The following is a 19019-nucleotide window of genomic DNA, read 5'->3' on the forward strand; positions in this document are numbered from 1 at the left end:
CTGTATGAGAACGAGAGTTAACCGGACAAGTGTGCCATAATCTCGCGGCCAGGCATACTTGCGATGATTTCAGGTATAAGGATACGTAATGATACAACCTCTTTCAGGCCTTCCACCTGCGCAACCACCAGGTCAGGGGGATAACCTGTCGTCTGGCGCAGGCAATCAGCCTTTATCCAGCTTGCAACGTACCGCGTTGGAAAGTTTGATGACCAAAATAACTTCGCTGACGCAACAGCAGAGAGCGGAATTGTGGGCCAATATAAAGCACGACATCGGTCTGCCGGGTGATTCACCTTTGCTTTCACGCCACTTCCCGGCCGCAGAACAAAACCTTGCGCAACGTCTGCTGTCTGCGCAAAAAAGTTATTCTGTCCGCCAACTTCTGGCTCAATTGGGGGAGTATTTACGTCTGGGGAATAATCGTCAGGCCGTCACGGATTATATCCGGCATAATTTTGGTCAGACGCCGCTGAATCAACTCTCACCAGAGCAGTTAAAAACCGTCCTGACTCTGCTACAGGAAGGGAAGATGGTTATCCCGCAGCCGCAACAGCGCCAGGCGACCGATCGACCTTTATTACCAGCGGAGCACAATACGCTCAAACAACTGGTCACAAAACTCGCGGCAGCCACGGGGGAACCCAGTAAACAGATCTGGCAATCGATGCTGGAACTTTCAGGGGTGAAAGATGGCGAGTTGATTCCGGCGAAACAGTTTAACCATCTGGTCACCTGGTTACAGGCGCGTCAGGCGTTAAGTCAGCAACACACACCGACGCTGGAGTCGCTCCAGATGGCGCTAAAACAGCCACTGGATGCCAGCGAGCTGACGGTATTATCGACCTATGTTGAGCAAAAGTATGGCCTTTCTACGCATTCAGCCCTGACTTCTGCACAGGCCGAGGATATCCTTAACCAGCTCTATCAGCGGCGGGTAAAAGGCATTGAACCGCGTGATATTCAACCGCTGTTCAATCCCTTTACCCCATTAATTGACACGATACAAAAAATGTCAATGCGCCCCAGCTTGTGGATATTATTCGTCGTCATCATTGTGATGTTGTTTTGGCTGGTGAGTTAACCCCGGCGAAACGCCAGTATCGTCACGATAATCCCCAGCACCGCCGATATCGCCCCGGCAAGAAATACCGAAGAGTAGCCAAACGAGGTCGCCAGCACTCCCGCCAGCGGCCCGGAAACGCCGAGGGCGATATCCTGAAACGCGGCATAGCCGCCGAGCGCAGTACCGCGAACCTGGGAAGGAACACGTTTAACCACTTCCACGCCCAGCGCAGGGAAAATAAGCGAACACCCAGCTCCGGTTAACGCCGCGCCAGCTAACGCGACCCACGCGCCCGGTGCCTGCCAGAGCAGCAACAGGCCTACCGTTTCCACCAGCAGAGAGACAATCGCCACTTTTACGCCGCCAAAACGGTCTGGCATCCAGCCAAACATCACGCGCATAACGACAAATGCGCCGCCAAAGGCAGTGAGCGTAAAGCCCGCCATCGCCCATCCTTTGCTGGCAAAGTAAAGCGAAACAAAAGTCCCGATAACCGCAAAGCCAACACCCTGAAGCGCCAGTCCTAGCCCTGGTTTCCAGATAAGCCCAACAACGCTCCACAGCGATGGGCGTTCTCCCGCCATTGCCGGTACTTTGCGTACTGTGCCATTGCAGCCCCACGCCAGTAACGGCAATGCCATTGTAGTAAGCGCCAGTGCGGCAAAACCATAATGGCTATGAATCAGTAAGCCAAGCGGTGCGCCGACTGCCAGTGCGCCGTAAATGGCCATTCCGTTCCAGGACATCACTTTACCAGAGTGTTTCGGCCCGACAATGCCTAATCCCCATGTCAAAGCCCCTGTCAGCAACTGACTTTCACCAAAGCCAAGAATCAAACGTCCGACAACCAGCAGAGTAAATTTAATCGGTGCAGAAACGGGCAAAAGTGCCGCCAGCAGCAACGCGCCGCCAGCCAGACCACAAGCTAACATCCCCTGAAGCGCCGAACGTTTTGCGCCATATTGATCGGCCAGCCGCCCGGCGTAACCACGCGTCAGCACCGTAGCCAGAAACTGAATGCCGACGGCAATCCCGACCATGGTGTTGCCATAGCCCAGTTCATGATGAACAAACAGCGGGATAACCGGCAACGGTAACCCTACGGTCATGTAAGTTAGAAAAACCGCAAAGGCGATACGAAAGAGTGAAAAATTGGCAGAAGATCGTGTTTCTGTTTGGCTTACAGCAGTCATGCATTACTCCAGAATGCAGCGCAAGGCGAGGAGTGTCCCCGTCTCATCTCTCTGGTTTTCAGGGTTACGGTGCGTCGCGTACGTGTTTTCAGAAGGCAATTGACAAAGCGGGAAGTTTGCCTGGAAGCGGCAGCGATTGTCAACGATGTGAAAAAGGGAACCATCAGGTTCCCTTTTGCGTTGCTGTCGGATGCGACGCTGGCGCGTTTTATCCGACCGACTCTACCTATTAATCTTTCAGCTTACGCATTACCAGCGTGGCGTTAGTGCCGCCGAAGCCGAAGCTGTTAGACATAACGGTGGTCAGTTCGCGATCGGTTGTTTCGGTCACGATGTTCAGACCCGCCGCCTGCTCGTCCAGCTCTTCAATGTTGATGCTCGGGGCGATAAAGCCGTGTTCCAGCATCAGCAGAGAGTAGATAGCTTCCTGCACACCCGCCGCGCCCAGTGAGTGACCGGTCATTGCTTTGGTTGCAGAAATTGCCGGGCTCTTGTCGCCGAACACTTCACGGATAGCCGCCAGCTCTTTCACATCGCCAACCGGAGTCGAAGTACCGTGAGAGTTCAGGTAGTCGATTGGGGTATCAACGCCGTGCATCGCCATCTTCATGCAGCGAACTGCGCCTTCACCAGACGGAGCAACCATATCTGCGCCATCAGACGTTGCGCCGTAGCCAACGATTTCAGCGTAAATGTGAGCGCCACGTGCCAGAGCGTGTTCCAGCTCTTCCACCACGACCATACCGCCGCCGCCAGCGATAACGAAACCGTCACGATGAGCGTCATAAGTACGGGAGGCTTTTTCCGGGGTGTCGTTGTATTTGGTAGACAGCGCGCCCATTGCGTCGAATTCGCACGCCATTTCCCAGCACAGCTCTTCGCCGCCGCCAGCAAACACGATATCTTGTTTGCCCAGTTGGATCTGCTCGACTGCGTTACCGATACAGTGTGCGGAAGTCGCACACGCGGAGCTGATGGAGTAGTTAACACCGTGAATTTTAAACGGTGTGGCGAGGCAGGCAGAAACGCCAGATGCCATCGCTTTGGTGACCACATACGGGCCAACCGCTTTCAGGCCGCGCGGGCCGCGCATTGCGTCAGCGCCGAACACCTGGAAACGCGGGGAACCGCCGCCGGAACCTGCAATCAGGCCAACGCGCGGGTTATTCTGGTAAGCTTCCGGAGAGAGGCCAGCATCTGCAATTGCCTGCTCCATAGAAAGGAATGCATAGATGGATGCGTCGCTCATAAAGCGCACAACTTTGCGGTCAATGAGGCCAGTGGTATCCAGTTTTACGTTGCCCCAGACGTGGCTACGCATGCCGGAATCCTTCAGCTCCTGAGAGAAAGTGATCCCTGAGCGTCCTTCACGCAGAGATGCCAGGACTTCCTGCTGGTTATTACCGATGCTGGAAACAATGCCCAGGCCAGTAATCACTGCACGTTTCATTCAATACCTCTGTAAGTCGCACATAGAGTAAGTTTCGAATGCACAATAGCGTACACTTGTACGCCGAACAAGTCCGATCAGACAATTTATAGAGAAATTTGCGCGGCCTGACACACATCGCTAAGATCGAGCCACCGCCTGTAAGACGAGTAACTTACGTGAAACACTACTCAATACAACCTGCCAACCTCGAATTTAATGCTGAGGGTACACCTGTTTCCCGAGATTTTGACGATGTCTATTTTTCCAACGATAACGGGCTGGAAGAGACGCGTTATGTTTTTCTTGGGGGTAACCAATTAGAGGCACGTTTTCCTGCTCATCCAGATCCTCTGTTTGTGGTAGCGGAGAGCGGCTTCGGCACCGGATTAAACTTCCTGACGCTTTGGCAGGCATTTGATCAGTTTCGCCAGGCGCATCCGCAGGCACAATTGCAGCGATTGCATTTCATTAGTTTTGAGAAGTTTCCCCTCACCCGTGCTGATTTAGCGTTAGCGCATCAACACTGGCCGGAACTGGCGCCGTGGGCGGAACAACTCCAGGCGCAGTGGCCTTTACCCTTGCCCGGTTGCCATCGTTTATTGCTCGATGAAGGACGCGTAACGCTGGATTTATGGTTTGGCGACATTAACGAACTGACCAGCCAACTGGACGATTCGCTGAATCAAAAAGTGGATGCCTGGTTTCTGGACGGCTTTGCACCAGCGAAGAACCCGGATATGTGGACGCAAAACCTGTTTAACGCCATGGCGCGTCTGGCGCGTCCTGGCGGCACACTGGCGACCTTCACATCTGCCGGATTTGTCCGTCGCGGTTTGCAGGAAGCTGGATTCACGATGCAAAAGCGTAAGGGCTTTGGGCGGAAACGGGAAATGCTTTGCGGCGTGATGGAACAGACATTACCACTCCCCTCCTCCACGCCGTGGTTTAACCGTACAGGTAGCAGCACACGGGAAGCCGCAGTTATCGGCGGCGGTATCGCCAGCGCGTTATTGTCTCTGGCGCTGTTGCGGCGCGGCTGGCAGGTAACGCTTTATTGCGCGGATGATACCCCTGCGCTGGGTGCTTCTGGCAATCGCCAGGGGGCGCTGTATCCGTTGTTGAGCAAACATGATGAGGCGCTGAACCGCTTTTTCTCTAATGCGTTTACTTTTGCTCGTCGGCTTTACGATTTATTGCCCGTTAAATTTGATCATGACTGGTGCGGCGTCACGCAGTTAGGCTGGGATGAGAAAAGCGAGCATAAAATCGCGCAGATGTTGTCGATGGATTTACCCGCAGATCTGGCGATGGCGGTCGATGCAAATGAGATTAAAGGCGTTACAGGTGTTGCGACAAATTGTGGTGGTATCACTTATCCGCAAGGCGGCTGGCTGTGTCCGGCAGAACTTACCCGTAATGTGTTGGAACTGGCGGAACAGCAAGGTTTGCAGATTCGTTATCAGCATCAGTTAAAGGATTTATCCCGTAAAGATGATAAGTGGCAACTGACATTTGCGGATAGTCAGCAAACGATGCATAGCGTGGTGGTACTGGCGAACGGGCATCAAATTAGCCGTTTCAGCCAAACATCGCCTCTGCCGGTGTATTCAGTTGCCGGGCAGGTTAGCCATATTCCGACAACGCCGGAACTGGCGAAGCTTAAGCAGGTGCTGTGTTATGACGGTTATCTCACGCCACAAAATCCGGCGAATCAGCATCATTGTATCGGCGCCAGTTACCATCGCGGAAGTGAGGAGACGGCGTACAGTGAAGATGATCAGCTGCAGAATCGCCAGCGGTTGATTGATTGTTTCCCGCAGGCGCAATGGGCGACAGAAGTCGATGTCAGTGAAAAAGAGGCTCGTTGCGGTGTGCGTTGTGCTACCCGCGATCATCTGCCAATGGTGGGAAATGTGCCTGATTATGACGCAACGCTCGCGGAATATGCCTCGCTGGCGGAACAGAAAGATGAAGCGGTAAGCGCGCCGATTTATGACGATCTGTTTATGCTTGCAGCTTTGGGTTCGCGTGGTTTGTGTTCTGCCCCGCTGTGTGCCGAAATTCTGGCGGCGCAGATGAGCGACGAGCCGATTCCGATGGATGCCAGTACGCTGGCGGCGTTAAATCCGAATCGGTTATGGGTGCGGAAATTGTTGAAAGGGAAAGCGGTTAAGGCGGGGTAATCTGCTCTGGCATTGCTTGCCGGATATGGCGTGAACGCCTTATCCGGCACATTACTTACTGCTGTGAAGCCTGCTGAAACAGGTTTTCCCACATATCGGTCACCAACGCCTGGTCACGCGGCGACAATTCACCGGCGCCAATGGCTTTTTCCAGACTCTGGCTAACGGTTGTATGCACCGCCTGGGCGGAGTGGTCATCACCACTTTCCAGTTCTGCAATGGCTAACGTCAGGTGGCCACGCAAATATCCACTGGCAAACAACTCATCATCACTGGCATGGTCAACCATACCGTCGATTAATGCCAGAATGCGTGATTCAAACTCCGCGATCATCTTCTTTCCTCATTGTAAAACGTGGCGCTGACTTCAGTTGAGCTCTTCCGGCCACGGGAACTGTTCCGCCGTAAGTTCCGGCGTGTGATAATAATTTTGTAATGCGTTTATGAAGCGTGCCGGACGTTCGGGAATACCGTTTGCCAGATAATCCATGACCTGAGCATGTACCCGCCGTTGAAACACCACGCGATCCGGTTCGAAGTCGCCTTCCAGATTGTCGCAGCTAACATTAAACGGATATCCCGCCGCCACGCAGAACAACCAGTCGAGCGCCTGCGGCTTAACTTCAACATCTTCAAACTGGCTTTGCGTCTGGGCATCGCGTCCGTCCGGGCAATACCAGTAACCGAAATCAACCAGTTCACGGCGGGCTTTCCCGGCAATACACCAGTGCGAAATCTCGTGGATGGCGCTGGCATAAAAACCATGAGCAAAGACGATTCGGTTATACGGTACTTCCGCATCAGCAGGAAGATAGATCGGTTCGTCGTCGCCTTTAATCAGACGGGTATTAAATTCATCGGCAAAGCAGCCATTAAAAATTTCAATCAACTGCTCGTAGTGGTGTGTACTGTTCATTAGTTCATCCCCAACCAGTGGAGGATCTCCTGTCCGTGGCTATCGTAAAGTAATTTGGCACTCATCACCGCCGAGACGATAACAATCATCGGGCGGATCAGCTTTTGTCCTTTGCTCAACACCAGTCGTGAACCCATGCGCGCGCCGAGGAACTGCCCCACCAGCATCACAAAACCCGTCGCCCAGATCACTTTGCCGCCGAGAATAAACAGCAACAGGCCGCCGATGTTTGAGGTTGCGTTGAGTAATTTGGCGTGGGCGGTGGCTTTGGCAAGATTAAATCCGCACAGCGTAACGAAGGCCAGCGCATAAAACGATCCGGCTGCCGGACCAAAGAATCCATCGTAAAAACCGACACAACCACCGGCAATTAACGCAAAAGGTAGGCCGTACATCCGGCGCTGGCGATCTTCTTCTCCCAGCTTTGGCATCAGCAAGAAATAGAGGCCGATACAAATTACCAGAATGGGCAAAATCTGCCGTAAGACATCAGCCTGAACGTATTGCACCAGCAGTGCGCCGCTCATTGAGCCGACAAAGGTCATGGCGATATTGAGTTTCTGATCGCTTAAGCTGACGACTTTGCGGCGAATAAAATAGATAGTGGCGGAAATAGAGCCACCGCAGGCTTGCAGTTTATTAGTTGCCAGCGCGTTAGCCGGAGACATCCCCGCCGCCATCAATGCCGGAATGGTGAGTAACCCACCGCCACCGGCAATCGAGTCAATAAATCCCGCCAGCATGGCGACAAAAAAGAGAACGCCCAGCAATAGCGGGGAGACCATAAACAGGCTATTAAACGTTTCCATTAGATCACGTGCTCATCCAGTAGCGCCTGGCAGGAAGGCGGCAACGGAGGCGGTGTCTTCTTCTCAGGCTTGGTTGTTCCTGGTTTCGGTGGTTCAAACCAGCTTTGCAGTTCTGCCCCGCAGCCATCGCCCGGCGGCGGTAAAGGTTGATCTTCACACTCCAGACTATCGGCAGGACAACGTAATCGTACATGCATATGCGCACGATGCTGGAACCAGGGTCGCACTTTACGCAACCAGTCGCGATCGGTGCCCGCATCAAGGCAAAGTTGTTGTTTAATCGCCGGATTAACAAAAATGCGGGTGACGTCTTTGTCCTGCGCAGCGAGTTTGATCAGGCTGAAAATTTCCGGCTTCCACAGCGTCGGGACGACGTGTTTACCGTCGCGGGAAACTAAGTCCAGTGCCTGCGGGCGCAAGAGCTGCGCGGAGGTCCAGCGTTTTTTCGGCAGTTGCAGGAAGATATCGACATCCAGTCCGGTCTGGTGGCTGGCGTGACCGCCGTTAAAACGCCCACCAGCGGGCATCCCCATATCGCCAATCAGCACCGTGCCCAAACCCAGATTGTTCACCTGGCTACTCAGTCGCTGGATAAACATCACCAGATCCGGGTGACCGAAATAGCGACGCTGATCGGTACGCATGACCTGATAATGTTCGGACTGTATCGGCAGCGTGTCAGCGCCGACGATACAGCCATTAGAAAAACTGCCTATCGATTGTGCGCTACCCGGCACAGGTTGGGTTATTTTTTGCCACGGCGTCGCTGCCAGGCTGGCGCTACTGGCAAGCAGGGCCAGCAGCGCAATCGCGGTTTTGTTCATGTTTTACCAGCGTGGAATATCAGTCTTCACATCGGCATTTTGCGCCCGTTGCCGTAACAGGTGATCCATCAAAACGATCGCCAGCATCGCTTCAGCGATCGGCACCGCGCGGATCCCGACACAAGGGTCGTGACGGCCTTTGGTGATCATCTCAACTTCTTCGCCAAAGCGGTTGATCGTGCGCCCAGGCACGGTAATGCTGGAGGTCGGTTTCAGCGCCATATGGGCAATGATTTGTTGCCCGCTGCTGATACCACCAAGAATGCCGCCTGCGTGGTTGCTCTGGAAACCTTCTTTGGTGATTTCGTCGCGATTCTGGCTGCCGCGCAGCGCCACCACGTCAAAACCATCGCCAATTTCCACGCCTTTCACCGCGTTGATGCTCATCAGCGCGTGGGCGATGTCGGCATCCAGGCGATCAAAGACCGGCTCGCCAAGTCCGGCGGGGACGCCACTGGCAATAACGGTCACTTTCGCGCCGATAGAATCGCCCTCTTTTTTCAGCGCGCGCATCAGTTCATCTAAGGCGTCGATTTTGTCCGGGTCCGGGCAGAAGAACGGATTTTGCTCGACCTGCGACCAGTCTTTGATTTCCAGCGGAATGTCGCCCATTTGGGTCAGGCAACCGCGAATCTCAATACCAAATTTCTCAGCGAGATATTTTTTGGCAATCGCCCCTGCCGCAACGCGCATGGCGGTTTCACGGGCGGAAGAACGTCCGCCGCCGCGATAATCGCGCAGGCCGTATTTTTGTTCGTAGGTGTAATCGGCATGACCCGGACGGAAAACGTCTTTAATTGCGCTGTAATCCTGGGAACGCTGGTCGGTGTTTTCGATCAGCAAGCCAATGCTGGTGCCGGTGGTGACGCCTTCAAAAACGCCGGAGAGAATTTTGACCTGATCCGGTTCACGACGCTGGGTGGTATAGCGCGATGTCCCAGGGCGACGACGGTCGAGGTCATGTTGCAGATCCGCTTCCGTGAGCGGAATTCCTGGCGGAACACCATCGACGATACAGCCGAGCGCCAGCCCGTGCGATTCGCCGAAGGTGGTTACGCGAAAGAGTTGTCCAATTGTGTTTCCAGCCATCACGGCTCCGTTATTGTTGTGTTTGCGTGTTTACTTAATCTTTATAAATTCCAAAATGTTCCCGTGCCGCAATAAGCTGCGCTTTGGTGAGCATAAACACACCATCGCCGCCGTTATCAAACTCCAGCCAGGTGAACGGAACATCCGGATATTGTTCCATAAGATGTACCATGCTGTTGCCCACTTCACAAATCAGCACGCCATCATCAGCAAGGTAATCTGCCGCGTTACCGAGAATGCGGCGCGTCAGTTTCAGGCCGTCGGTGCCAGATGCCAGACCCAGTTCCGGCTCGTGGCGGTATTCATTTGGCAGGTCGGACATATCTTCCGCATCGACGTACGGCGGGTTAGTGACGATCAGGTCGTACTGCACTTTCGGCAAGTCACGGAACAGATCGGATCGAATCGGAATGACGTTATGGATCAAACCGTGTTCTTCGATGTTCTGTTCGGCAACCGCCAGCGCGTCGGGAGAGATATCCACCGCGTCGACTTCCGCTTCCGGGAAAGCATAAGCGCAGGCAATGGCAATGCAGCCGCTGCCAGTGCACATATCCAGAATATGCTGCGGTTGTTTGCTGATGAGTCCGGCAAATTTATTGTTGATCAGTTCACCAATCGGCGAACGCGGCACCAGTACGCGTTCATCGACGTAAAATTCATGACCGCAGAACCAGGCTTTGTTAGTCAAATAGGCCACCGGAATGCGTTCGTTGACGCGGCGGATCACGCGCTCAACAATACGGTGTTTTTCGCTGGAGGTCAGGCGGGCGTTACGCATATCTTCCGGAATATCCAGCGGCAGGTAGAGCGACGGCAACACCAGTTGCACTGCTTCGTCCCACGGGTTGTCTGTGCCGTGACCGTACCAGATATTTGCCGCGCTGAAGCGGCTAACCGACCAGCGCAACATGTCCTGAATGGTTTGCAGCTCATTTACTGCTTCATCGACGAAAATTTTATCCACGTATTCCTCCAGGGCATGGTCGCATTAATTTCGGCGGCTAGTTTGCCATGAAGATGACGATAAATCAGCATTCACGCGGCGATGACACAGGAAAATTATGTTTTGACCGATCGATTGCGCTGCGAGTCGGGTAAACTGTAGGAAAATTAAAATAGAGATGCATAAATGAAAAAGAAAACAACACTCAGCGAGGAGGATCAGGCACTGTTTCGCCAGCTGATGGCGGGCACTCGCAAGATTAAGCAGGATACGATTGTCCATCGACCGCAGCGTAAAAAAATCAGCGAAGTGCCGGTCAAGCGGTTGATTCAGGAACAGGCGGATGCCAGCCATTATTTCTCCGATGAGTTTCAACCGTTATTAAATACCGAAGGCCCGGTGAAATATGTCCGCCCGGATGTCAGTCATTTTGAGGCGAAGAAACTGCGCCGTGGTGATTATTCGCCAGAGCTGTTTCTGGATTTGCATGGTCTGACGCAGCTTCAGGCCAAACAAGAGTTAGGCGCGTTGATTGCTGCCTGCCGCCGTGAGCATGTGTTTTGTGCCTGTGTGATGCACGGGCACGGTAAGCATATTTTAAAACAGCAAACGCCGCTGTGGCTGGCGCAGCATCCGCATGTGATGGCATTTCACCAGGCTCCGAAAGAGTACGGCGGCGATGCGGCGTTGTTAGTGTTGATTGAAGTGGAAGAGTGGCTGCCGCCAGAATTGCCCTGAATGACAACAACCGGATATGGAATTTGTAGGTCGGATAAAATGCGTCAGCATCGCATCCGACAAGAAATGCCGGATGCGGCGTAACGCCATATCTGGCCTGGGCGCTACAGCATATTTAATATGTACTGGAATCGACACGTGGAGTCTATGGGCTGCCTGCTACTGGTATCCACACGCACTAACATATCGTGCAGTTGCCGATCGGTAATCGGGTGCCTGGTTGGCGCCACCGTCACTTTAGCGTTATCGCATCCTTCAGCAGTAAAGGTAATCAACTGATTTACATAGCGACAATACGCGGCGCGTTCATCCGTTCCGCTGCCATCGCAGAGCTGACCATCTTTCATCAGGTAGGTCGATAAGTTTTGTTCAATCACGGCCCCGGTTGATTTCAGATTCAATAGCTGGCTGTGGACAACGCGACTAGCACTCCAGGAGATATCATAATTTGTTAATGGCTCACCTGGGCAAGTTGTTGTATAGGTGGTAGGCCCCCTATAATTCTCTACCCTCGGTTGATAATTATAATATACAGTTACAGAACTGTTTGCCGTCATCCCCACCATCCACGGGCACGTCTCTGCCGAACCGGAGACTTCTATAGTCATTACGAGATCGGAACATCTCCAGTTAAAATTTGGATCAATCTCTTTAACACCCGGACAATGTGAGTCTTGTGTAAAATCCCCCGACTTTATCGTTATTTTGGGTGCAGGAATGTTTCCCGGCCCAGTCCATGACTTATTAGGAAGATCCCCAATAGCGACGCCATACGATCGATTCTGATAATACTCCCCATGATAAACTCCATTGGTGGTGAGTAAATCCAGGTAGAAACGAAGCGTTGCATTGGCACCAACCGTACCATAATAGATCGTCACGTTATTATAGACTGCCCCCAGTTTCGCCTGAGCTCCCTGGCTAAAACACAGCACCAGCATGGCGCAAAGCAGTAATCGTATTTTTTTCATCTTATATATACTCAAAGGTTGCCGTCAGGTTGGCGGTAAAATCACCGAGCGTGACATCGCGACCGCTTTTCGCCTGCAGCCAGGCCCTGAAATTAATGTCATTGCTGCCATCGCTGAGTGTAAATTTCGCCCCGGTCGGGTTGTTAATCGACACCCGCACACCGTCGGTCGTCTCCATCCCAATCCCGACGCCCTGAGCGGCTGAGGTGGTATCCAGCGCAAGGAAACCCGGTTGCTCGCTGTCTTCCGTACCGGTAAGGGTCACCTGCACCTGGTAACTCGCTGGCCCCTTACAATCTTTCAACTTAAACACCACCGGAACGCGCGGGGATTCCCCGGCGACCATAAGATCCTGACGGCTGATGGCAGGAAAATGCACTTCTGCCAGATTTCCGCCATCAACCACCAGCGTGCAGGAACGGCTTAACAAGTTGCCGGAAAAATGCAGGTTGTTGTCCACGGCCAGAGTACGAGTACTACCGGTCAGCAGCAGACCCGCTAACAGTGCGTAACCGAGCGAATAAATGCGTCCTGTCTTCATTGATAATCCACCCGTAATGTTGCCCAGGCCGAAAACGTGGTATCACTCAACACAGCATCAGCCGATTTTACCGGCACAGCTTCCAGCTTCGGCTTTTGCGTAAAATCGATGGCGTTAATGGCAAGCGGCGTATTCAGCTTAAAACGCTGACCATCGTGCTGAAGCTCAATACCAAAGCCGGGAACGTCTGTTTCGATAGCTGCGTCATTGTACGAGGTCTGCGTCCCCGTCCAGGTGAGCGTCATATTCCAGTCGGGATCGCGAACTGCGGAGTCACAGCTCAGGTCATAGTTCACTTCCTTGCGACCATAGTCCCCGTTGATGCTGTCGATGATGAGATCGCGAAATTCCACTTCGATGGTCTTTCCACCGCTGATAGTACAGACAGGCGGTGCCACCAGCGTACCGTGGAAGGTGATGTCATCGTCAGCGGCCAGAGCCATGCCGCCATACGCGCAGAGTAAAAAGAACGTGAGTTTTTTCATTGGTAATCCACCACCATCGTCATACTGGCGTTAAATTCCGCTGGTGTAAGCTGCACTCCACTTTGTTTTACCGGCACGGCTTTGAGATTGGGTAATTGGTTAGTATTGAAATCAGACCAGTTACCTTCACCCACTTTAAACAGGGAGTTATCGGCGCCGTTTTCAATGCGAATGCCCAGGCCTGAAATTTCGGTCGCAATGACCGTTTCCCCGTTAATCACGGTGGTGGAGCCTTTAAGCTGCATCCGCAGATCATCAACACCTGCTATTTTGTTACCGCAGTTCAGGGTATAAAGCGCATCCGTCGTGCGGTAATTTGTGCCATTTATTTTGCTAATGTACACATTGCCAAATTCAACATTGCTCCCCTTCACGGAACAGGGCGGTGGCGCATCGACCAGAATGCGCAACGATAATGACACCTTTTTACTTTCCCCTGCGACGGCAATGTTGCCCGTCAGCCAGCCGCTCAGGAGCAAAATGCCCGTTCCCACCAGAAACGTGTATTTCATAAGACTCTCCCGGCATTAACCTTTACGGCTCTGCTCTGCATCCACCTGGCAACTATTGCCGTTGCATTTAAAGATCAGCGAAAGTCGCGCGCCGTAGTCGTTGACGTAAGTCAGCACCGGCACACTGTCCATCTTCACATTCAACGGCGCAGATGTTTTAGGCGGCATCACCAGCGGCGTAAACCCGGCTGCCGGATTACCATTTTTCTGCGTACTGGCGTTGCTGAGGATCACGTAATACGGCGTTGGGTTATTAACGGTGAAGGTCTGACCATTGCGGGTTAAGGTCACCTTGTGCTGCCACGGATCTCTCATGTTGATTTCTGCCAGCGCCTTGGGTCGCCAGAACAATTTGATACGCGTTTGCAGCGCAATTTGCAGGGTGTTAGGTTTGTTCGATTTTGGCGGAATTTCACGCACGTTAAAGTAGAACATGCTCTCACGATCGGCGGGTAACTTGCTGATATCCGGCATTCCCTGGACTTTTACCTGACCATTCATCATCGCATCAATGCGCTGTACTGGCGGCAGTACCGTCAATGGAGAGCTGATTTTGTTGCCCTTTTCGTCTTCTATCCAGCTTTGCGCCAGGTATGGCAGCTTAGGATCGTTATTGCGTAACGTGACGCTGATGGATTTGTCACTTTCTTTGAAGATCAAGCGGGTGCGGTCGGGCGTTACCGATGCGTGGGTTGTAAAACTGGCGGCGGTCACCAGCAGCGCCAGCGCCGGGGCAACCATTTTTGCAGTATTAGTCTGTGTATACATGGATCATTCCTTAATCACGTTATTGGTTAGCGGAGATAGCGACTGGCGGTGTACCCGGCGTGACCTGTTGCGTCTGTTCCTGAATCACCGGTTTGATTTCCACCGGCGTGGCAGGCACCACCGCGCCTTTTTGCTTACACGGCAGTAACAGGCCATTGAACAAGTCAGCAGGCAATGGATCTGGCAGGGAGATCTCACAGTGGGAAGCCCCATTCCATGAGACACTCATACGTTCGCCAGCTTTTACCCCAGCCAGATAGACGTTGCCGTCGTCATCGACCAGGCCGACCTGTTGGTCGTGTTCGTTTTTCACTTCTGCACCAAATGGTGGATAACTGCCATCACTCATGCGCAGGACAGCCATCGCCTTTTGTCCACTAATGACCGCAAATTTACGGTAGCCAATGGCTCCTTCGGTCAGCGTCGCCTGCACCACTGACTGCGTGGCTTCGGCGTTCTCTGGCAGTTTAGTCAGGTCAATCGTGGCCTGGTTACGGTAGTAGTTATTGACGTCCGCAACGACGGCTTTACCGAACATGTTGGTGTAAACTGCTGAACCGTTACCTTCGACCGGTACGTCAGCCACGCCGTCAGCGTCGATAAGCAGGCGCGTACCGCCCATGTTTTGAGTACGATGCAACGCGCCACCGTGCGCCGTTAACGTGGCTCCACCTTGCAGCGACAGCCCGGCAGAAGTGTATTGCCCTTCATGGTAGTTAGCACTCAGATCCACGTGTTCCATAGAGCCGTCATGGCTGTAATAACCATCGACGCTGGAGTGATTTTCACTGCTGCCAACGTTTATCTGATAGTGGCTGGCGTCATCAATACGGTTGAAGTATCCCACCTGACTGCTGTCTGAACCGCTGCCGTAGTTGCCGTTGTAACTCACGGTGCTGTTATCACCCCACGGCATACTTAAGGAGATATAGACGCCTTTGTCGGCGCTGTTGTCATACTCGTAGCGATAACCTGTCAGGGAGATACTCATGTTGCGAATGCCGCCCATATTGAAATAATGGGAAAGCATGACGTTGTAGTTGGTCTGCTCCTCGCGATCCCAGTAGGTATGGCGCGTATAGTTCAGATAAACAGAAACGCCGGCATCCCTGAAGTTCTGGTTATAGGTGGCGGTGTACATCTCTTTATCGTTGCCGGCGCGAACCATTTCGCTGTCATTCGCGTCCAGATACTCGCTCATGGTCATATAGTTCTCTTCAGAGAAGCGGTATCCGGCGAAGGTGACGCGGCTGTTTAGTTCATCAAAGTCTTTGGAGTAGCTGACGCGGAAAGAGTTACCGTCGAGCGTACCCTTGCCGTAAGCGGTTGAATCGTCGAGTCGGGTATGCGAGTGGGTAATATCAAACGCCATCGCGCCGAAAATGGAGAGATCGCGCCCGATGCCAAGCGCGGCAGACTGGTAGTTTTCATCGCCCAGCGCCCCGCCGTACAGCGACCAGCCGTTGGCTATCCCCCAGGACGCTTCGCCACCGGAGAAGAATCCGCCCTGTACATGGTGGCCCCACTCCTGCGGGCGCCCCATCATCACTTTGTAGCGCACCTGACCCGGGCGCGTCAGGAACGGCATGGAAGCGGTGCTAATGTCATACTCCTGCACCTGGCCGTTCAGCTCTTCAATGCGCACATGCAGCGTACCAGAGTTAAATTCACCGAGATCCTGAATACGGAATGGCCCGGCAGGCACCTGGGTTTCATAAATTATGCGCCCGGCCTGACTGACGGTGACTTTCGCCGCCGTATGGGCCACGCCGGAAATATCTGGAGCATAGCCGCGCAGGTTCGGCGGCAACATTTGATCGTCGGTACTGAGGCTACCGCCGATGTAGTTAAAACCGTCAAAAATATCGGAGTCGAGGTAGTCTTCGCCAAGTGCCAGTTTGGCTTTCAGGCTCGGTAACGCACGCCAGGCGTAGTAACGGCTCCAGTCCCAATTTCTCTCGGTGCTGTTATCCGTCTCTTCATCGTTGCTGCGGGTGTGCTGATAATCGCTCTGCCAGTCGGCGCGCAGACGCCACGGCCCAAGGTTAACGCCAACCGTACCATTGCCACTGATGTCGTTGCTGTCATCACCGCCATTTTCTTCGTGTCGGGTTTGGGCGTTGATGCTGTAATCGGCAATGAAACCGGGGATGCCATCATCCCAGCGCGAAGGTGGATCCCAGTCTACATCGCTGTATTCAAGATAAGCCTGCGGTAAGGTGATGAGCAGCGCGGACTGGCTTAAATCAGCACGTATTTCCAGACCGTCAAGTTGGCCTGGCTTGAGACATTTACCGTCGTTATCCCATTGCAATTTTTGTGCAATGTCTTCTTTAAAACCAAGCTGCGCCACCAGCTCCGGCGACAGGCAGGCATAAGTTTTATTTTTATCGTTTTCTGACGCATACCAGTAAATATCATATTCATCGGGTAACGGCTGTTTATTTACCTGAACCTGTAAATTATATTTACCTGGTTCAACATAACCCTGACTGGAAAAACGCTTCAGATCAATTTTCGTGTCGCCTTTTAATTCCAGAAAACGGGAATCAAACTGAATATCTTCGTCGGCCCAGGCATTGATATGGCATCCAGATATTGCCATAGCAACACACCAGGGAAGCGCCCGTAAGCGGAAAAGGGAATGGTCAGGCATACACGTATCCATCCGTGGTTATTTAAACTATCGAAACGCTAAAAACCCCTCATAGCATTGCTGCTATGAGGGGACATACCTTAGAGATAAGTAATCTGGAAGGTGGTATTAGCTTCAAAACCACCCAGGTCCGGCGCGTCAGTCGCACCTACCAGCCAGGCTTTAAAGTTTAAAGTTTGTTTCGGTTTGCCTTTGGAGGTTGCAGTATCTTTTACGATCTGCTGATTAATGCCAGCGCCACTTTTGTAAGAGGTTCCTTGTTGATCACCAATCGCCAGGCTCACGTTGTTAAACGCCGCACCGGTATCAGTATTAAAAATGGTGTAATAGTTGCCGCTATTCGCCGTAGACACAGTACCGGTGAAGGTAGTGGTCATGGTAGTTTGGGTATCAAACACACAGTCCTGCAAACGAATCTGGAAATCTTTCGGCGTGGTAGTGCCGTTGTTTTTCAGTTTATCTGCACCGATATTACCCATATCCACTTCCAGTTTGTGATCGTCTGGTACGATTGAGCAAACTGAATCTTCAATGGTGCCGTAAAAACGGGCAGTACCGTTGTTACCTTCTGCGAAAGAAGATGTTGAAGTGAACGCACCCATTACCATTGCTGCTGCAATAGCTGTTTTTACAAACTTACTCATTATTTGTCCTTAAACCATAAATAATTAGAATATAAGCTAACTGAAATATTGACGATAAAATCCCTCAATCTTTCTTCAGCAGCTTTTAACCAACCATTGAATAGGATTTCTGATCCATAAAATACGGGTTGCACGAGATGATATTCTTTGGCGTGGCGGCAATGTTGATATTTTAATGAGACTGATTCAATTTAAATTTACTAACAACACAGTGTAGAAATTTTTAAATAATCAATAGCACAAATAATAGCTTGAGGGTTATCTCAAAAAGCAGCAGAACATTTCATCAAAACGGTACAAACACTTTATACCATGAATGATTCTGGATCATAAAACAGCTAAAAATAAATATGGCAATTGTGACTTTAGCTTCTCGAAGATATAATATTAATCTTTCTGAATTAATATTATATCAAGACCCAAAAATATCTACTCAGCAATGTTATCTTTTATTTTTTAACACCTCTTTTCGAAAAATAATAACCCATGCAAAAAAGCAACAATTACTTCCATATGTAACTTTGTGAAAATAAATAAGCACCATTACTATAAATGGAAACATTTATTTTTTCACACCAGGACGATTAAACGCATTTAAATAGCAATGATTTCAATACAGTAAGCAAAACTAAGGCCCGACAGCTTACGCCAGCGGGCCTTACACGTTCATATCAAATTGCTTTTGCCATCTTCAGATTACACGGGCTCATCTGCCAGTTGAATTGACCTTTTCCGCTTTCATCAAGCGTTACGCTGGCAATGGCCGAGGTGGTAAACATAGGCGGCGTTTCGCCCGGACATAACTCGGCGACCAGATACCCGACTAATGGTAAATGGGAGATCACCAGTACCGAAGCAACACCTTCATTGGTCAACGCCTGCAGATAGGCACTGACCAAGCCAACATCGCCGCAGGGCGTTAACTCCGGCAGAACTTCTGCACTGGAAGGCAGGTTCAGACAATCCCCTACTTCGTCCAGTGTTTGCTCGGCTCGCAGGAACGGGCTCACCAGAACGCGTTCGATTTCCACTTTTTGACCTTTCAGCCAGTTCGCCATCAGGCGAGATTCGTCACAACCGTTAGTAGTCAGAGGACGAACCGAATCACTGGCGGCATCGAGGGCTGCGTCGCCGTGACGCATGATAAAAACTTGCATATTGCACCGCTTTTGTTAACCAGATTCGCCCGTCTTCTTTCATCTGAAACCAGATAAAGAGGACGGTGGCCGGCATTGTGCCTTATCCA

General features: G+C 52.0%; 19 protein-coding genes. 3 read left to right on the top strand and 16 right to left on the bottom strand.

What is annotated here, in order from left to right:
• Positions 1 to 88: 88 nt before the first annotated feature.
• Positions 89 to 1084 (top strand): flagella biosynthesis regulator Flk, encoded by a 996-nt coding sequence (flk, locus tag WC5_RS01335; RefSeq protein WP_000615848.1) that lies wholly within the window; start codon positions 89 to 91, stop codon positions 1082 to 1084.
• Here flk and WC5_RS01330 read toward each other — a convergent pair.
• On the bottom strand, positions 1081 to 2259 hold the full coding sequence (locus WC5_RS01330) for an MFS transporter (RefSeq protein ID WP_000127794.1): 1179 nt from the start codon (positions 2257 to 2259) through the stop codon (positions 1081 to 1083). The genes flk and WC5_RS01330 overlap by 4 nt on opposite strands.
• Before the next feature lie 229 nt (positions 2260 to 2488).
• Positions 2489 to 3709, bottom strand: coding sequence for a beta-ketoacyl-ACP synthase I (fabB, locus tag WC5_RS01325; protein WP_000817178.1), 1221 nt, complete (start codon positions 3707 to 3709; stop codon positions 2489 to 2491).
• 158 nt (positions 3710 to 3867) lie between these two features.
• Here fabB and mnmC point away from each other — a divergent pair, with 158 nt between their 5' ends.
• Positions 3868 to 5874: a bifunctional tRNA (5-methylaminomethyl-2-thiouridine)(34)-methyltransferase MnmC2/FAD-dependent 5-carboxymethylaminomethyl-2-thiouridine(34) oxidoreductase MnmC1 gene (gene mnmC / locus WC5_RS01320; RefSeq protein WP_000683764.1), complete on the top strand. Its 2007-nt coding sequence runs from the start codon at positions 3868 to 3870 to the stop codon at positions 5872 to 5874.
• Positions 5875 to 5929: 55 nt separating this feature from the next.
• Here mnmC and WC5_RS01315 read toward each other — a convergent pair whose 3' ends face one another.
• The 6 genes from WC5_RS01315 to prmB are packed head-to-tail and all read right to left on the bottom strand — an operon-like array spanning position 5930 to position 10479.
• A complete protein-coding gene (locus WC5_RS01315) occupies positions 5930 to 6208 on the bottom strand; it encodes a YfcL family protein (RefSeq protein ID WP_000559764.1) in 279 nt (92 codons plus the stop codon).
• A 33-nt stretch (positions 6209 to 6241) separates the two neighbouring features.
• On the bottom strand, positions 6242 to 6790 hold the full coding sequence (epmC, locus tag WC5_RS01310) for an elongation factor P hydroxylase (protein WP_001089209.1): 549 nt from the start codon (positions 6788 to 6790) through the stop codon (positions 6242 to 6244).
• On the bottom strand, positions 6790 to 7599 hold the full coding sequence (locus WC5_RS01305; protein WP_000447361.1) for a sulfite exporter TauE/SafE family protein: 810 nt from the start codon (positions 7597 to 7599) through the stop codon (positions 6790 to 6792). Before WC5_RS01305 ends, epmC begins: the two co-directional genes overlap by 1 nt.
• Positions 7599 to 8423 carry a penicillin-insensitive murein endopeptidase gene (mepA, locus tag WC5_RS01300; RefSeq protein WP_001043807.1) on the bottom strand — a complete coding sequence of 275 codons (825 nt, stop codon included), beginning with the start codon at positions 8421 to 8423 and terminating at the stop codon, positions 7599 to 7601. Before mepA ends, WC5_RS01305 begins: the two co-directional genes overlap by 1 nt.
• 3 nt (positions 8424 to 8426) lie before the next feature.
• On the bottom strand, positions 8427 to 9512 hold the full coding sequence (aroC, locus tag WC5_RS01295) for a chorismate synthase (protein ID WP_010351484.1): 1086 nt from the start codon (positions 9510 to 9512) through the stop codon (positions 8427 to 8429).
• Between the two features lie 34 nt (positions 9513 to 9546).
• Positions 9547 to 10479: a 50S ribosomal protein L3 N(5)-glutamine methyltransferase gene (prmB, locus tag WC5_RS01290; protein ID WP_010351486.1), complete on the bottom strand. Its 933-nt coding sequence runs from the start codon at positions 10477 to 10479 to the stop codon at positions 9547 to 9549.
• A 165-nt stretch (positions 10480 to 10644) separates the two neighbouring features.
• On the opposite strand from prmB, the gene smrB reads away from it, so the two are divergent.
• Entirely contained in the window at positions 10645 to 11196 is a 552-nt protein-coding gene (smrB, locus tag WC5_RS01285) for an endonuclease SmrB (RefSeq protein ID WP_000730806.1), read from the top strand.
• Positions 11197 to 11300: 104 nt separating this feature from the next.
• Here the strand turns inward: smrB and WC5_RS01280 are convergent, their stop codons facing one another.
• The 8 genes from WC5_RS01280 to sixA form a co-directional block, all read right to left on the bottom strand.
• On the bottom strand, positions 11301 to 12167 hold the full coding sequence (locus tag WC5_RS01280; RefSeq protein WP_016231836.1) for a StfH/YfcO family fimbrial adhesin: 867 nt from the start codon (positions 12165 to 12167) through the stop codon (positions 11301 to 11303).
• A gap of 1 nt (position 12168) precedes the next feature.
• Complete coding sequence (locus WC5_RS01275) at positions 12169 to 12708, bottom strand: fimbrial protein (RefSeq protein ID WP_000847941.1); 540 nt, start codon at positions 12706 to 12708, stop codon at positions 12169 to 12171.
• Positions 12705 to 13193: a fimbrial protein gene (locus tag WC5_RS01270; RefSeq protein WP_016231837.1), complete on the bottom strand. Its 489-nt coding sequence runs from the start codon at positions 13191 to 13193 to the stop codon at positions 12705 to 12707. Before WC5_RS01270 ends, WC5_RS01275 begins: the two co-directional genes overlap by 4 nt.
• Positions 13190 to 13705, bottom strand: a complete 516-nt coding sequence (locus WC5_RS01265; protein ID WP_000877922.1) for a fimbrial protein — start codon at positions 13703 to 13705, stop codon at positions 13190 to 13192. The genes WC5_RS01270 and WC5_RS01265 overlap by 4 nt, the downstream gene beginning before the upstream one ends.
• Positions 13706 to 13720: 15 nt before the next feature.
• On the bottom strand, positions 13721 to 14473 hold the full coding sequence (locus WC5_RS01260; protein WP_000288638.1) for a fimbria/pilus periplasmic chaperone: 753 nt from the start codon (positions 14471 to 14473) through the stop codon (positions 13721 to 13723).
• A 19-nt stretch (positions 14474 to 14492) separates the two neighbouring features.
• Positions 14493 to 17129, bottom strand: a complete 2637-nt coding sequence (locus WC5_RS01255) for a fimbrial biogenesis outer membrane usher protein (protein ID WP_016231838.1) — start codon at positions 17127 to 17129, stop codon at positions 14493 to 14495.
• A gap of 80 nt (positions 17130 to 17209) precedes the next feature.
• Complete coding sequence (locus WC5_RS01250) at positions 17210 to 17773, bottom strand: fimbrial protein (protein WP_000033321.1); 564 nt, start codon at positions 17771 to 17773, stop codon at positions 17210 to 17212.
• Positions 17774 to 18444: 671 nt separating this feature from the next.
• On the bottom strand, positions 18445 to 18930 hold the full coding sequence (sixA, locus tag WC5_RS01245) for a phosphohistidine phosphatase SixA (protein ID WP_001195811.1): 486 nt from the start codon (positions 18928 to 18930) through the stop codon (positions 18445 to 18447).
• Between the last annotated feature and the right edge of the window lie 89 nt (positions 18931 to 19019).

The organism is Escherichia sp. KTE114 (genome assembly GCF_000407765.1).
In the GTDB taxonomy this organism is placed as follows: domain Bacteria; phylum Pseudomonadota; class Gammaproteobacteria; order Enterobacterales; family Enterobacteriaceae; genus Escherichia; species Escherichia ruysiae.

What these genes read in the sequence shown, in the direction of transcription:
- WC5_RS01250 (WP_000033321.1), bottom strand. Translation starts at nt 17,773, where the DNA reads ATGAGTAAGTTTGTAAAAACAGCTATTGCAGCAGCAATGGTAATGGGT.
- epmC (WP_001089209.1), bottom strand. Translation starts at nt 6,790, where the DNA reads ATGAACAGTACACACCACTACGAGCAGTTGATTGAAATTTTTAATGGC.
- WC5_RS01275 (WP_000847941.1), bottom strand. Translation starts at nt 12,708, where the DNA reads ATGAAGACAGGACGCATTTATTCGCTCGGTTACGCACTGTTAGCGGGT.
- WC5_RS01260 (WP_000288638.1), bottom strand. Translation starts at nt 14,473, where the DNA reads ATGTATACACAGACTAATACTGCAAAAATGGTTGCCCCGGCGCTGGCG.
- aroC (WP_010351484.1), bottom strand. Translation starts at nt 9,512, where the DNA reads ATGGCTGGAAACACAATTGGACAACTCTTTCGCGTAACCACCTTCGGC.
- WC5_RS01265 (WP_000877922.1), bottom strand. Translation starts at nt 13,705, where the DNA reads ATGAAATACACGTTTCTGGTGGGAACGGGCATTTTGCTCCTGAGCGGC.
- sixA (WP_001195811.1), bottom strand. Translation starts at nt 18,930, where the DNA reads ATGCAAGTTTTTATCATGCGTCACGGCGACGCAGCCCTCGATGCCGCC.
- WC5_RS01305 (WP_000447361.1), bottom strand. Translation starts at nt 7,599, where the DNA reads ATGGAAACGTTTAATAGCCTGTTTATGGTCTCCCCGCTATTGCTGGGC.
- WC5_RS01330 (WP_000127794.1), bottom strand. Translation starts at nt 2,259, where the DNA reads ATGACTGCTGTAAGCCAAACAGAAACACGATCTTCTGCCAATTTTTCA.
- fabB (WP_000817178.1), bottom strand. Translation starts at nt 3,709, where the DNA reads ATGAAACGTGCAGTGATTACTGGCCTGGGCATTGTTTCCAGCATCGGT.
- mepA (WP_001043807.1), bottom strand. Translation starts at nt 8,423, where the DNA reads ATGAACAAAACCGCGATTGCGCTGCTGGCCCTGCTTGCCAGTAGCGCC.
- WC5_RS01315 (WP_000559764.1), bottom strand. Translation starts at nt 6,208, where the DNA reads ATGATCGCGGAGTTTGAATCACGCATTCTGGCATTAATCGACGGTATG.
- smrB (WP_000730806.1), top strand. Translation starts at nt 10,645, where the DNA reads ATGAAAAAGAAAACAACACTCAGCGAGGAGGATCAGGCACTGTTTCGC.
- flk (WP_000615848.1), top strand. Translation starts at nt 89, where the DNA reads ATGATACAACCTCTTTCAGGCCTTCCACCTGCGCAACCACCAGGTCAG.
- WC5_RS01255 (WP_016231838.1), bottom strand. Translation starts at nt 17,129, where the DNA reads ATGCCTGACCATTCCCTTTTCCGCTTACGGGCGCTTCCCTGGTGTGTT.
- WC5_RS01270 (WP_016231837.1), bottom strand. Translation starts at nt 13,193, where the DNA reads ATGAAAAAACTCACGTTCTTTTTACTCTGCGCGTATGGCGGCATGGCT.
- WC5_RS01280 (WP_016231836.1), bottom strand. Translation starts at nt 12,167, where the DNA reads ATGAAAAAAATACGATTACTGCTTTGCGCCATGCTGGTGCTGTGTTTT.